Raw genomic sequence first — 13,045 nt, 5'->3', positions numbered from 1 at the left:
CAACGACGCTGCGGCGCTGCCGTTGTCGCTACAGGGTCGCGCCACTCTCCACCCACCACCCTGAACCGGAGTTCCACCATGAAGCTCAACATCCTGATCACCTCGATGATGCTGGCCGCCAGCGCCGGCGCCTTCGCCCAATCCACCACCGCCGGCAGCGTCCAGCGCGACGTGAACCAGCAGGAACGCATCCAGCAGGGCCTGCAAAGCGGCCAGCTCAGCACCAAGGAGGCCGGCAAGCTCGAACGCGAGGAAAGCAAGGTCGAGCACCTGCAGGCGCAGTCGCTGAAGGACGGCAAGCTCTCCAACGACGAGAAGCTGCGCCTGAACGCCGCGCAGAACAAGGTCAGCAGCGACATCGCCACCGCAAAGCACAACGACGTGAAGGGCAACCCGACGTCGGCATCGTCCGAACGCATGCAGGCCGACGTGCAGCGCAACATCAACCAGCAGAAGCGCGTCGAAGCCGGCGTGCAGAACGGCTCGCTGACGAACCGCGAGGCGGCCAAGCTGGAACGCGGCCAGGCGCACGTCGACCGCAAGGAAGCGGCCGCCGCCCGTGACGGCCACGTCGGCGCAGCCGAGGAGCGCGGCATCCAGCGCAGCGAGAACCGCCAGAGCCGCAAGATCCACCGCCAGAAGACCGACGCGCAGGTCCGCAAGGGCTGATCAGGGCTCGCCATCCCAGTATTCGAGATCCGTGTCGGCCCGGTGCATCCGCCCGAAGCCGAACGGATCGCCGTCGCGCGTCGCGGTCGCCAGGTACTTGCCCGAATCGGGGTACTCCACCACCTCCGGGCTGTCCTTCGTGCTGATCGACAGGTACTTCAACGGCGCATCCGAGGTGTTGATGATCTGGTGCGGGTACGCCGGCCCCGGCGGGATGAAGACCACGTCGCCGGCGGTCAGCGCCAGCTGCTCGCCGGCCACGCGCAGCGTGCCATCGCCTTCGAGCACGATGAACATCTCCTCCTGCGCGTAGTGGAAGTGATACGGGCAGCTGCGCTTGCCCGGCGGCACCACGTCGATGCTGGCCCCCAGCTTGAGCGCTGCGGTGCCCTTCGCGAGACGGGCGGTCATCGAGTCGTACAGCGGTTCGCGCACATCGCGGGTGCGCGGGGCGCTCTCGAAGTTGCGGATCAACAGTTGCCGCAGCTGCTCGGCGCGCGGCGTGTGGAGGTCGGTCATCGGCAGTCTCCTGGTGAAGGCGCAAGCCTGCCAGAAACCGGCGCGGAATGTGCCGGACAACGCCCCGAGTAACATCGCGGCCTCATCCCGGTCCTTCCCCCTGCCCGCCCGCTCCACGTGACCCTCGAAGCCTCCACCGCACCGCTGCAGATCCTGCAGGAGGTGTTCGGCTACACCGCGTTCCGCGGCGCCCAGGAATCCATCGTCGACCACGTCAACGCCGACGGCGATGCGCTGGTGCTGATGCCCACCGGCGGCGGCAAGAGCCTGTGCTACCAGGTGCCGGCGATCGCGCGGCATCGGGCCGGCCGCGGCGTGGCGCTGGTGGTCAGCCCGCTGATCGCGCTGATGCACGACCAGGTCGGCGCACTCGAAGAGGCCGGCGTGCACGCCAGCTTCCTGAACTCGACGCTGACGCTCGACGAGACGCAGAAGATCGAGCGCGAGATGATGAGCGGCCGCCTCGTGATGCTGTACGCAGCGCCGGAGCGCATCACGACGCCGCGCTTCCTCGCGCAGCTCGATTCGCTGCACGAGCGCGGGCTGCTGAGCCTGTTCGCGATCGACGAGGCGCATTGCGTGAGCCAGTGGGGCCACGACTTCCGCGAGGATTACCTCTCGCTGAACGTGCTGCACGAGCGCTATCCCGGCGTGCCGCGCATCGCGCTGACCGCCACCGCCGACGACCTGACCCGCGCCGACATCATCGAGCGGCTGCAGCTGCAGGACGCTCGCGTCTTCATCAGCAGCTTCGACCGGCCGAACATCCGCTACGGCATCGTCGAGAAGGACAACGCACGCGCCCAGCTGCTGCGCTTCATCACCGACGAGCACGAGGGCGACGCCGGCGTCGTCTACTGCCAGTCGCGCAAGAAGGTCGACGAGACCGCCGACTGGCTGAAGACCGAAGGCATCAACGCGCTGCCGTACCACGCCGGCATGGACGCCGACGTGCGCAAGCGCCACCAGGACCGCTTCCTGCGCGAAGAGGGCGTCGTGATGGTCGCGACCGTCGCGTTCGGCATGGGCATCGACAAGCCCGACGTGCGCTTCGTCGCCCACCTCGACCTGCCGAAGAACATCGAGGGCTACTACCAGGAGACCGGCCGAGCCGGCCGCGACGGGCTGCCGGCCGACGCCTGGATGGCCTACGGCCTGGCCGACGTGGTGAACCAGCGCCGCATGATCGACGAGAGCCCGGCCGGCGAGGAGTTCAAGCGCGGCCAGCGCGCCAAGCTCGACGCGCTGCTGGCGCTCGCCGAGGCGCACGATTGCCGCCGCGTGCGGCTGCTCGCCTATTTCGGCGAAGCGAGCGAGCCCTGCGGCAACTGCGACAACTGCCTGCACCCGCCGGCCACCTGGGATGCGACCGAGGCCTCGCGCAAGGCGCTGAGTTGCATCTACCGCTTCCACCAGAACAACGGCCAGCGCTTCGGTGCCGGCCACCTGATCGACGTGCTGCGCGGCAAGACCACCGACAAGGTGACGCAATACCGCCACCAGTCGCTGTCGACCTTCGGGGTCGGCGCCGACCTGAGCGAGGTGCAGTGGCGCGCGGTGCTGCGCCAGCTGATCGCGCTCGGCCACCTGCGCACCGAAGGCGAATACAACACGCTGGAGCTGACCGCGAGCGCGCGCGAGGTGCTGCGCGGCGAGGTGCCGCTGCTGCTGCGCGAGGCGAGCGAGGCGCCGAAGGGCCGCCGCGGCAGCAGCAAGGGCAAGGGCAGCGGCACGAAGGGCGGGCGCGACAAGCCGCCGCCGGTGCCGCTGGACGACGACGGCCTGCAGCGCTTCGCCGCGCTGAAGGCCTGGCGCGCCGAGGTGGCCCGCGAGCACGGACTGCCGGCCTACGTGATCTTCCACGACGCGACGCTGGCCGAGATGGCGCGCGCGCAGCCGTCGTCGCTGGGCGAGCTCGGCCACATCAGCGGCGTCGGCGCGAAGAAGCTGGAGGCGTACGGCAGCGAGATCCTGCGCGTGCTCGGCGAATGAGCGGCCGCAGTCCCGAAACCCTGCCGTACGGGCTGGGCGCCGCGATCCTGACGGTGCTGTCCTTCGTGCTGCTGGAGATGCTGCTTGGCGGCCTGCTGGCGGACCTGCAGGACACCCTCGGCATCACCGATGCGCAGCTCGGCGAACTGGCGCGCGTGCTGGCCACCGGCCTCGTCGTGTCGACGCTGCTCGGCTGGCGCGGCCTGACGCATGCGCAGATACTGCACGACGCGCCGTCGCCGCCGCTGCGCACGCTGCTGCTGACCGCCGCGCCGCTGCTCGCGCTGTTGCCGCTGCTGTGGTCGGTCAACGGCTGGATGGACTGGCTGCTGCAGGCGCTGCTGCCGCTGTCGGCCTGGGAGGCGGAGTGGTTCTCGCATGCGGTCGACGGCACGTTCGCGTCGACGCTGTCGGCCTGCGTGCTGGCGCCGGTGCTCGAGGAGATGCTGTTCCGCGGGCTGATCCTGCGCGGGCTGCTGCTGCGCTACCCGCCGGCCACCGCGATCGTGCATTCGGCCGCGCTGTTCGGGCTGGCGCACTTCAACGTCTACCAGTTCTTCGTCGGCTTCAGCACCGGGCTGGTGCTCGGGCTGGCCTACCAGCGCACGCGCTCGCTGTGGCCCTGCGTGCTGCTGCACGCCGCGTTCAACGCCGGCGTGCTGTGGATGGCGAGCAGCGACGGCCAGGCGCTGTCCGACGCGATCGGGCAACCGCTGTGGCTGCCGGTGTCGCTGGCGCTGTTCGCGTGGGGCCTGCGCCGCGTGCTGAGCCTGCCGTCGAAAGCGTAGGCCGCTTCAGGGCTCGGCCGACTGGCCGGCCACCAGCACCGGCGGCAACCACAGCTCGATCACGCCGGGGCGCGGCACCGCCGAGCGCCGCCGCTCGCGGATCCACACGCCGTCGATGCGCGTCGGCGTGACCCACGGTTCGCCGATGAAGCGCGACAGCGCGAGCGCGCATTCGCGGCTGGCCGGGTCGTGCAGCACGAAGGTCGGCACCGGCCACGGCACCGGGCGGCGCTGCTGGCGCAGCTCGGCATTGCGCGCCGCGTTGTCGATCGGCGCCACCTGCACCAGCACGTCGGCCTCTTGCTGGATCGCCTGGCGCAGCGCGCTGGCCGCCTCGCGCGAGGCCTCGTCGTAGATCTCGATGTACAGCGTGCTGCGTTCGTCGCCCTGGCGGCAGGCGCCCAGGCTCGCCCGCTGCGGCGAATCGGCCTGCGGCGCCGACGGCGGCGGCGGCACCGGCAGGTTCCCCTGCGCCGCGCTCGCCAGCTGCGATGCGCGGCCGGTCAGCGCGAGCCAGATGCGGCGCGCCGCCACCGCCTGCTCGTCGGGCGAGGTGCCAGGGTGCCAGTAGCTGAATGCGGTGTTCTCGGTCGGCGGCTTCTGCACCACCGCGCACAGGTCATTGCGCAGCCGCTGGCTGGCGGCCACGCAGTCGGCGCTCGGGTCGGCGTCCTTGCGGCATTCGTCGGCGATGCGGCCGGCCAGCCGCTCGACGCCGGCACGCTCCAGCGGGCGCATCGCCGGGCTGCCGCGCAGGTCGAACAGCAGCGAGGCCTGGGTCACCACGTGCTCGGCCACCTTCGGGCAGCGGCCGTTGAAGTCCTGCAAGGCCTTCGACACCTCCGTGAACAGCGCGCGCGCCTCGGTCTGCTGGTCGACGCGGTTGCGCTGCAATTGCTCCTGCACCTGCCAGACCGACAGCAGCAACGTGCCCGAGGCACCAACCCCGATCGTCGTCGTGATCGCGGTGGCCTTCGCGGCACGGCGCCACAGCGGCTCGGCCTTCGCGCCGGCCGCCGCGTCGTCGGCCGCGCTGCGCAGCCGCGCGGCCACGCGCAGCCCGTGCCGCGCCGGGCTGCGCCAGCCGGGCAGCTGCGCGAGCCAGGTGTCGTGCAGCGCGCGGCCGAAGTCTTCGCCGAGCCGGTGGTAGCTCTCCCACTGCGCCTCGTCGAAGGACTGGTCGCCGGTCGATTCGTGCGGAAAGCGCTCGTGCTGGCGCGCATACGCCAGCAGGTCGACGTCGAGCGCGTCGTGCAGGTTGGGCTTGACCACCAGCAGCGTCGCCTCGGGCCGCCACGGCCCGCGCGGGCCGACGCGCTCGCGGTAGCGCACGCGCGCCAGCAGCACGCCGCGGCTCGAATGGTTGTCGGCCATTTGCTCCGGCGACAGCACGGTCAGGTCGCTGCCGGCCAGGCTGAACAGGTGCTGGGCCTCTTCGCGGGTGTAGAAGTCGATCTCGGCGCCGAAGTCGATGCGCGCCTTGCGCACCAGGTTCTCGATGTCGCCGAAGCTGTAGTCGCCGTCGCAGCTGGCGTCGGCCAGCACCATGAAGTCGGTCTCGCGCTTCAGCAGCGGGTAGATGCCGCTGTTCTCGAAGTGCCCGCCGTCCGACAGGTACCACCACGGCCGCTCGACGCCGTAGAAGGTGGCCGAGGCCTCGCTCGCCAGCATCAGCGGCTTCGGCGCGAAGCGCCAGGCGAGGCGGCTGAGCCAGCGCAGCTGCACCGATTCGCGCGGCGCGCGCACCCAGTGGCCGAGCCGCACGCCGAGGAAGTACACCAGCAGCGCGAGCCCGCGCGAGGTGTACGAGCCGGCCCCTGGCGAGGCCGCCGCGCCGGACACCGCGATCCAGCGGCCCAGCGTGCCGGTGTCGTCGCCCGGCTGCAGCGCGACGAACTCGGCCGGGCCGATCTCCAGCCCGCGCCAGGTCGCCGTCACCGCGGTGCCCTTGCGGTCGGCGTTGTAGAGGCCGCTCTGGTCGTCGCGCGTCTGGTTCAGGCAGGTGCCGACCAGGTGGATCGGGCCGCCGCGCGTTTCGGGGCGGTAGCTGTCGAGCGCGCTGTCGTCGCCGTCGACGACGCTGGTGACGTCGTGGGTGGCCTGGCGGGTGCCGTCGCCGCGCGGCAGCGGCCCGCCGGCCAGCCCGCGCCGCGGGTTGCCGACCGCCAGGTAGGCCCGCGTCAGCCGCGCCCGGTAGAAGCTGTGCAGCGACGAGGTGTTCGCCATCTGCGCATTGCCGGCGGTGAGCACGATCCAGCCCAGCCACAGCCCACCGACCAGCAGCGCGCGCATCCAGGCCGGTACCTCGCGCAGCGCGCTGAAGGTGTCGGGCGCGAACACGAACCATTGCAGCACCACCAGCCAGGCCGTCACCAGCGCGAGCAGGCCGACCAGCGAGCCGACGTCCATCAGCCGCGGCAACCAGCCGCGCGCGCGGGCGCCGGCCTCGGCCGCCATCTGCTGCAGCGGCTGCGCGAGCCGGCGCAGCACCAGCACCACCAGGCCGCCGAAGCCGACGCCGCCCCACAGCCACTGGTTGCCCGATTGCAGTTCTTCCAGCACCCACCAGCTCGCGCGATCGAGCGCGCCCATTCCGCCGATCGCGACGACCACCAGCGTGGCCGCCTTCAGCCAGCGCGTCAGCTGGTTGCGCAGCCGCGCGACCGCCAGCGCATGCGGCTCGCGGCCGAGCGCCAGCCGCGCCTGCACGAACAGCTGGCCGACCACGATGGACAGCAGCGCGAGCAACGCGGCGGTGGCCCAGTCGAGCGCGTCGTGCACCGGGTTCACCGTGTCGCCGCTGCGCAGCGCGCGCAGCAGCAGCCAGGCCGCGATGGCCATCGCGGCGACGAACACCATGTCGCGCCAGCCCGGGCCGACCGCGCGCGCATTGGGGTCGTGGCTGTCGCGCGCCGCCCAGTAGCCGGCCACCAGCCCGGGCGCTGTCGCGGCCCACAGCGACAGCGCGACCGGCCACCAGGGCGTGAACCAGCGCTCCCAGCCCTGCGGGTCGAGCAGCTGCGTGCTGTGCTGCGCCAGATGCGGCGCGATCACCAGCAGGCCGAGCAGCATGCAGGCGAACATGAATTCGGTGTGGATCGCAAGCCAGGCGCGCAGGTAGGTGACGACCGCGATGCCGATGTCGCGCGAGCCGGCCGGCGACAGGTAGCGGCCGTTGCGGCGCAGCCATTGCAGCACCGGTGAATCGCTGCGCGCGAGCAGCGCCTGCGCCTGCGGCAGCCCGAACGCCTGCACGAGCCGGCCGAACATCGCGCCGGTGTAGCCGCCGCCGGAGACGGTCGACAGGTAGTCGACGCGGCCCAGCATGCCGTCGGCCACCAGCGAGCGGTCGGCCGGGTCGGGGCGTTCGCTGTTCGGCTGGCCGTGCTGTTGCCCACGGTTCTGCGCGAGACCGCGCAGCAGCCCGAGCGCGAAGGTCGCGCTGCGCACGCCGCCGCCGGACAGCGCGAGGCCGACGGTGGGCAGCGCAAGCGCCGGGTGGTCGGCGTCGTCGGCCAGGCCGAGCGCGCTGCGGCGCCGCGCCTGCAGCGCAAGCCGCTCGGCCTGGTGCAGCGCCTGCCAGTCGTCGGGCAGCGTCGATGGAGTTGAAGTGGCGGATGTCGGTGCGTCGTCGGGCTTCATGGGCCGTGTCCCTTGCGGGCCGTTCGCGTGGCGGCCTCGGCGCGACTGTAGGACCGCTCTCGAGGCTTGTCAGCCGCCGCCTGACCGGCGATCTAGGGGGACGCCTGACAGACCGTGTCAGCCCGGTGAAACCCAGCTGTAACCACCGGCACGAACGTCAACAAATGCCGTGTTCTTGTGCGCAGACAGCCGTCAGGGTCCGAAACGATGGCTTCGTGCGAACGCGGTGGCGTCGAAAAGAAGGAGCACAGACAGACCTGTTCGAAAGCCGCCCATGTTCCTGCCCCGCCTCTCCAACGCTGCACGCCTTTGCGCCCTGGTCGGCCTGGCCGTGGCGGCATTCACTCCCGCGGCATCGGCCGAGAGCTGGGGCCTGCACATCGCGAGCAAGCACATCCCGGCGAAGCGCTACAACAACTCGAACCCCGGTGCCTACTACCGCAGCGACGACAACTGGACGATCGGCGCCTATCACAACTCGCTGCGCCGCAACAGCGTCTACGCCGGCTACACGCTGGAGCACGGCCGCTTCGGCGTGACGATGGGCGGCGTGACCGGCTACGACCATGCGGTGCAGCCGCTGTTCGTGCCGACGGTGTCGCTGTTCACCGTGCAAGGCGTGACGGCGCGCATCGCGTTCATTCCGCGCGTCGAAAAACGCATCGGCTCGCACGTGCTGCACCTGATGCTGGAGTTCTGATCAGGGCACGCGCTGCTCGCTGTGCCACGGCGTCCAGATCAGCGCCGCCGCGAAGCTCGCGGTGCTGCTGCGCTCGAAAAGCGGGCTCGCGCGATTGGCTGCGCCGCCGTGCTGGTTCAGCGAAGCCCCGAGGCTCAGCACGGTGTCGGTTGCGATGCGCCGTGACCACCACGCACGCAGGCCGCTGCCGAAGTAGCCGGCCGTCGCGTCGTAGCTCGGCCTCTGTGCGGTCGCGTAGCGTGGATCCACCTGGTAGAAGTAGTCGTGCAGCGCTTCGCTGGCCCAGGTGCTGACGACGCTGAGCTGCACCTGGCTCTCGCTGTCGGGCCAACCGCGTCGCTGCCAGCGCAGCTCGGGTTCGACGACGCTGCCATGGCGGTCGATGCGGCGGCCGTCGGTCGAGAACACCGCGCGTGCCTTCAGGTGGGCGCTGACCTGCTGCCCGTCGTCCAGCGGCAGGCGCCAGCGCAGCTGCGGGCCCAGTTCGAACAGGTAGTCGAGGCCGGGCATGCCGCGCCGCGCGTCGTTGTCGCGTGCATTGAAGGCGGCCGCGCCGGACAGGTCGAGTTCGAGCCGCCCGCCGGCGAACAGCCGGCTGCGCACGCCGTCTTCGTCGACGCGCAGGCGCTCGCCGCGGTACACGAAGATCGGCACCGGCGCGACGCGCGAATGGCGCGTGCCGGCCGCCGGGTAGTCGGGGCCGTTGACCGCGACGCCGCCGACGCCGATCTCCCACAGCGGCTTGCCGCTCGGCGTGGCCTCGACCTTCGCGGGCGGCGCATCGGCCTGCTGCGCGTGAGCGAACGAGGCGGCCAGGATCAGGAGGATGGAGAGGACCCGCGACAGCCGGCGCATCAGGGCGTCACGTCCAGGCTCAGCACGCTGCTGTCGGCGGCATGGCCATGGTTGTCGACCGCCCGCGCATAGACGCGCACCGTGCTGCGGCCGTCGGTCGGGCCGGTCAGCGTCCATTCGTACGGCGGGAAACTGTCGCCGCCCAGCAGCACCGCGCGGCTGCCGTCGAGGCGGTAGAAGCGCACCTCGTCGATGCCGCTCTGGTCGCTGGCCGCGGCCGACAGCTGCACCGAGCCGCCGGCCTGCACCGAGGTCGACGACGCGACGAGCTGCACGCTCGGCGGGCCGTCGCTGTCGAAGCCGTCGCTCCATTCGACATAGAAGCCGCCGCCGCAGGCGGTCAGCAGGGTGGCGGATGCAGCGGACAGAAGGGCAGATCGTCGCATCCGCGGATGCTACCCCGCTCGTCGCGCGCGCGGCACCGCGCCGGCCGACGACCTCACACCGCGGTCCACCAGCGCTGGCCGGGGTGCGGCGCGTCCAGCGACAGCCGCTCGCCCATCTCCGGCGTGGCCAGCCGCACGCCGTGCGCCGCGGCCAGGTCGAGGATGCGGTCGAACGGCTCGTGCCACGGGTGCATCGCAAGGTCGAAGGTGCCGTTGTGCACCGGCATCAGCCAGCGCCCGCGCAGGTCGAGGTGGGCCTGCAGCGTCTCTTCGGGCTGCATGTGCACCTCGGGCCACTGCTGGTCATAGGCACCGGTCTCCAGCAGCGTCACGTCGAACGGACCGAAGCGGTCGCCGATGGTCTTGAAGTCGGCGTGGTAGCCGGTGTCGCCGCTGAAGAACAGGCGCAGGTCGCCGGCGACGATCACCCACGAGGCCCACAGCGTGCTGTCGCCGTCGCGCAGGCTGCGGCCCGAGAAATGCTGCGCCGGCGTGGCGACGAGTTGCACACCGTGCACGCTGGTCTGCTGCCACCAGTCGAGCTGGCGCACCTTCGCGGCATCGATGCCCCAGGCGGTCAGCCGGTCGCCGACGCCCAGCGGCGTGACGAACACCTCCACCTTCGGCGCGAGCTGCAGGATCGCGTCGTGGTCGAGGTGGTCGAAGTGGTCGTGCGACAGGATCACGCCCTTGATCGGCGGCAGCCCGTCGATGTCGATCGGCGGCGCATGGAAGCGCTTCGGGCCGGCCCACTGCACCGGCGACGCGCGCTCGGAGAACACCGGGTCGGTGAGCCAGAACTCGCCGGCCAGCTTCAGCAGCAGCGTCGAATGGCCGAGCCGGAACAGGCTGGCATCGGGCGCGTCGGCGAGCGCCGCGGCGCTGAGCGCCTGCACCGGGATCGGCGCGCGCGGCACCGTGGTGTCGGGCTTGCTCGTCAGCACGCGCCAGGCGATGCCGAGCGTCTTCAGGAAGCCGGGCGATTGCCGGGGCACGACGTTGCGGAACTTGCCGTCGCGGTGCTGCGGCGACGTCGTGTGGTCGGCCGCTGCGGTGCGGCGGGGGCAGAGGGTGGCGGAACTCATGACGGGATCACTCCGGTGAAGGAAACAGCGTGGGCGCTCAGCGGCGCGCCGGCGCGGCGACGGGTACGCGGCACACCAGCCGGATCGCGACGCGCATCCGCTCGCGGTACTCGGCGGTGCTGCGGGCGTGGTGCTTGATGCCGTGCGATGCGGCGGACAGGTGCAGCGCCAGGTCCTTCGCGCTGACACCGGCGTCTTTCCAGGAGGCGGCGACACCGCTCGACGTCAACGCGCGCGACAGGTCGGCGACCATCGCCTGCTCCAGCTCGTCGAGCACCGGGCCGACCAGTTGGGTGGCCGTCGCGAACAGCTCGGCCAGGTGCTCCTGCGGCAGCTCGGTACCGTCGGCCTGCGACTTCAGCGCCATGAAGGCGACGAGCAGCCGCTCCTCGATCGGCAGCTCGTCGCGCGCCAGCGCCGCGCGCATCGTGGCGCGGCTCTGGCCGATCAGCTGCACGACCACCTCCTTGAACAGCGCCTCCTTGTTGGCGAAGTGCAGGTACAGGCCCTGGCGCGACAGGTCGGCGGCGCGCGCCAGGTCGTCCATCGAGGTCTTGCGGTAGCCGTAGCGCAGGAAGACGCCGGCCGCGGCCTGCAGCAGGGCTTCGCGGCGCGCGCTGGTCGGCTCAAGGGTCTCGGGGGGCATGACGCAGTCGATGCAAGTTGATCGGTTGCATCAACTTTACATCATGTGCACATATTGTCAAGTACGCTTCAGCTTCGCCAGCTCATCCCCCACCAGCTTCACGACCAGCCGGTCCAGCGTCTGCACCGAGTACTGCTTCACGTCGTGCGTCGTCTGCGTGCCGGGTCCGCTGGCCGGGTCGGCGCCGTCGCGGTAGGTCAGGAACACGAAGCGCCCGGCGGTGTACTGCGCGATCTGCCGGTAGATGTACTCGCCGACCGGATCGAGCCCGCTCGCACCGACCGCGAACAGCTTGATGCCCTTTGCGAGCGCGGCCTGCATGTCGGTGTCGTACTGCGGGCCGCCGTAGTCCAGGTGCGGCGGCGCGTCGGCCACCAGCACCACCATGCGGGCCGCGTCGCGCCGCCAGCTCAGGCCGTGCACCACCTCGTGCAGCGCTTCGTTCAGCGCCTCCGGCGTGTCGCCGCCGCCATCCGCCTGCAGCTGGCCGAGCACCTGCTGGAAGCCGCGCAGGTCGTCGGTGAAGTCCTGCGTGCGCGTCAGGAACGCATCGCCGCGGTCGCGGTAGGCCACCAGTCCCCAGCAGACGTCGGGCTGCAGCGGCAGCTGCGCGATCTGCTGCGCCATCGCGTGCATCGAGTGCTTCAGCTTCGCGATCTCGTCGCCCATCGAGCCGGTCGCGTCGACCATGAAGACCAGGTCGAGCCGCGGACGCTGCGCGGCCACCGGCTGGCCGAGCCGCACCTGCACCGCGCTGGCCTGGCCGCGTTGCAGCTGGGCGCGGCCGAGCACGCCGTTCTTGCGCACCGCGATACCGAGCACCCGGTCGCCCTGCCCGCCCTGGCCGTCGCGGGGAAGGAAGGCCCGGGGGTGCAGCCACACGCGGCCGGCGGTGTCGGTCCGCGCCCACATCAGCGGCTGCGCGACGCCGGCGCGCTGGACCGCGACCTCGGCGTCGTGCACCGGATCGCCCTGCGCATCGGTCACCTCGAGCAGGTAACGCTCGCTGATGTCGCGCTCGCGCACCGGCAGGCCGGCGTTGCGCTGCCGGTACGCGAGGTACTCGCCGAAGTCGGCGTTGTCGTCGACCATGCCGGCGGTGACGGTCTCGCGCGCCGGACGCGGCATCGTCGGTTGCGGTGCGGGCGGGGCCGGCCAGGGCTCCGGCGCGAACGACGTGCTCGCGTCCCCGGAGGGCCGTGCAGCGGGTGCGACCGCGGCCGGCGCCCGCTCGCGCAGCGCATCGGCCACCGAACCGGCCGCCATCGCCGGCGCGTCGCGCCGCTCCGGCGCGGCCTTCGCTTCAGCCCTCGAATCGCTCTTCATCGCATCGCGCTCGAGGCGTTCGGCGCGGCCCAGGTGCCGGTTGCCGGATTGGCCGGCACCGCCGGGCACTTCGCGCATCGCCGGCAGGCGGTGGCAGCTGGTCGCGGACGGCGGCGTGAAGGCGGGCGGCGCGTCGTCGAGCGGCAGTGCGGCGTCCTGCCAGACCGGCGGCCAGGGTTCGGCGGCTTGCGCGACATTGCCGTCCAGGCTGCCGGCGCAGGCGGCCAGCAGCAGCGAGGCGATCAGCACCGAGGTCAGCGTGCGGCGCGGGGTCTTCATCGTGTCCATGCGGGTCTCCAGGGTTGTCGGAACGTGACCCGGACTGACACGCGGCAGGCGGTGCGACGGGGTGAACCGCCTGCGATTCTTTTGGCGGCGCCGCCCTTTCTCCTCCGTTTCACCCCGTTGCGTGCTGCCGCGCGTAACACCGTCGGTAT

The 13,045-nt window shown here is 71.5% G+C and carries 11 protein-coding genes; 4 read left to right on the top strand and 7 right to left on the bottom strand.

Annotation, left to right across the window (positions count from 1 at the left end; translation table 11 throughout):
• Positions 1-78: 78 nt before the first annotated feature.
• Positions 79-669 carry a hypothetical protein gene (locus tag FHT26_RS11980; protein WP_168560361.1) on the top strand — a complete coding sequence of 197 codons (591 nt, stop codon included), beginning with the start codon at positions 79-81 and terminating at the stop codon, positions 667-669.
• Here the strand turns inward: FHT26_RS11980 and FHT26_RS11975 are convergent, their stop codons facing one another.
• Entirely contained in the window at positions 670-1,188 is a 519-nt protein-coding gene (locus tag FHT26_RS11975) for a cupin domain-containing protein (protein ID WP_168560360.1), read from the bottom strand. It lies immediately after the preceding gene.
• A gap of 117 nt (positions 1,189-1,305) precedes the next feature.
• Between FHT26_RS11975 and recQ the strand changes: the two genes are divergently transcribed.
• Both recQ and FHT26_RS11965 read left to right on the top strand, forming a co-directional pair.
• Positions 1,306-3,180, top strand: coding sequence for a DNA helicase RecQ (gene recQ / locus FHT26_RS11970; RefSeq protein ID WP_168560359.1), 1,875 nt, complete (start codon positions 1,306-1,308; stop codon positions 3,178-3,180).
• Positions 3,177-3,968, top strand: a complete 792-nt coding sequence (locus tag FHT26_RS11965; RefSeq protein ID WP_168560358.1) for a CPBP family intramembrane glutamic endopeptidase — start codon at positions 3,177-3,179, stop codon at positions 3,966-3,968. The genes recQ and FHT26_RS11965 overlap by 4 nt, the downstream gene beginning before the upstream one ends.
• Before the next feature lie 6 nt (positions 3,969-3,974).
• Here FHT26_RS11965 and FHT26_RS11960 read toward each other — a convergent pair whose 3' ends face one another.
• Positions 3,975-7,610, bottom strand: coding sequence for an NACHT domain-containing protein (locus tag FHT26_RS11960; protein WP_168560357.1), 3,636 nt, complete (start codon positions 7,608-7,610; stop codon positions 3,975-3,977).
• 274 nt (positions 7,611-7,884) lie between these two features.
• On the opposite strand from FHT26_RS11960, the gene FHT26_RS11955 reads away from it, so the two are divergent.
• Complete coding sequence (locus tag FHT26_RS11955) at positions 7,885-8,310, top strand: calponin homology domain-containing protein (RefSeq protein WP_168560356.1); 426 nt, start codon at positions 7,885-7,887, stop codon at positions 8,308-8,310.
• On the opposite strand, the gene FHT26_RS11950 is transcribed toward FHT26_RS11955, so the two are convergent.
• The 5 genes from FHT26_RS11950 to FHT26_RS11930 are packed head-to-tail and all read right to left on the bottom strand — an operon-like array spanning position 8,311 to position 12,896.
• Positions 8,311-9,165, bottom strand: a complete 855-nt coding sequence (locus tag FHT26_RS11950) for a MipA/OmpV family protein (protein ID WP_168560355.1) — start codon at positions 9,163-9,165, stop codon at positions 8,311-8,313. It abuts the gene before it with no gap.
• On the bottom strand, positions 9,165-9,551 hold the full coding sequence (locus tag FHT26_RS11945) for an Ig-like domain-containing protein (protein ID WP_168560354.1): 387 nt from the start codon (positions 9,549-9,551) through the stop codon (positions 9,165-9,167). The genes FHT26_RS11950 and FHT26_RS11945 overlap by 1 nt, the downstream gene beginning before the upstream one ends.
• 53 nt (positions 9,552-9,604) lie before the next feature.
• Positions 9,605-10,636, bottom strand: a complete 1,032-nt coding sequence (locus FHT26_RS11940) for an MBL fold metallo-hydrolase (RefSeq protein ID WP_168560353.1) — start codon at positions 10,634-10,636, stop codon at positions 9,605-9,607.
• Between the two features lie 37 nt (positions 10,637-10,673).
• A complete protein-coding gene (locus tag FHT26_RS11935; RefSeq protein WP_168560352.1) occupies positions 10,674-11,282 on the bottom strand; it encodes a TetR/AcrR family transcriptional regulator in 609 nt (202 codons plus the stop codon).
• A gap of 57 nt (positions 11,283-11,339) precedes the next feature.
• Positions 11,340-12,896: a vWA domain-containing protein gene (locus tag FHT26_RS11930; protein WP_168560351.1), complete on the bottom strand. Its 1,557-nt coding sequence runs from the start codon at positions 12,894-12,896 to the stop codon at positions 11,340-11,342.
• Positions 12,897-13,045: the final 149 nt, after the last annotated feature.

This window comes from Rhizobacter sp. SG703, from assembly GCF_012275445.1.
Classification (GTDB): Bacteria; Pseudomonadota; Gammaproteobacteria; order Burkholderiales; family Burkholderiaceae_C; genus Rhizobacter.
This window is presented reverse-complemented; position numbering and strand designations above follow the sequence as displayed.

Bases quoted from the DNA above. Each gene is read 5' to 3' on its own strand.
- FHT26_RS11980 (WP_168560361.1), top strand. From the start codon at position 79: ATGAAGCTCAACATCCTGATCACCTCGATGATGCTGGCCGCCAGCGCC.
- FHT26_RS11935 (WP_168560352.1), bottom strand. From the start codon at position 11,282: ATGCCCCCCGAGACCCTTGAGCCGACCAGCGCGCGCCGCGAAGCCCTG.
- FHT26_RS11960 (WP_168560357.1), bottom strand. From the start codon at position 7,610: ATGAAGCCCGACGACGCACCGACATCCGCCACTTCAACTCCATCGACG.
- FHT26_RS11955 (WP_168560356.1), top strand. From the start codon at position 7,885: ATGTTCCTGCCCCGCCTCTCCAACGCTGCACGCCTTTGCGCCCTGGTC.
- FHT26_RS11965 (WP_168560358.1), top strand. From the start codon at position 3,177: ATGAGCGGCCGCAGTCCCGAAACCCTGCCGTACGGGCTGGGCGCCGCG.
- FHT26_RS11930 (WP_168560351.1), bottom strand. From the start codon at position 12,896: ATGGACACGATGAAGACCCCGCGCCGCACGCTGACCTCGGTGCTGATC.
- FHT26_RS11975 (WP_168560360.1), bottom strand. From the start codon at position 1,188: ATGACCGACCTCCACACGCCGCGCGCCGAGCAGCTGCGGCAACTGTTG.
- FHT26_RS11940 (WP_168560353.1), bottom strand. From the start codon at position 10,636: ATGAGTTCCGCCACCCTCTGCCCCCGCCGCACCGCAGCGGCCGACCAC.
- FHT26_RS11945 (WP_168560354.1), bottom strand. From the start codon at position 9,551: ATGCGACGATCTGCCCTTCTGTCCGCTGCATCCGCCACCCTGCTGACC.
- FHT26_RS11950 (WP_168560355.1), bottom strand. From the start codon at position 9,165: ATGCGCCGGCTGTCGCGGGTCCTCTCCATCCTCCTGATCCTGGCCGCC.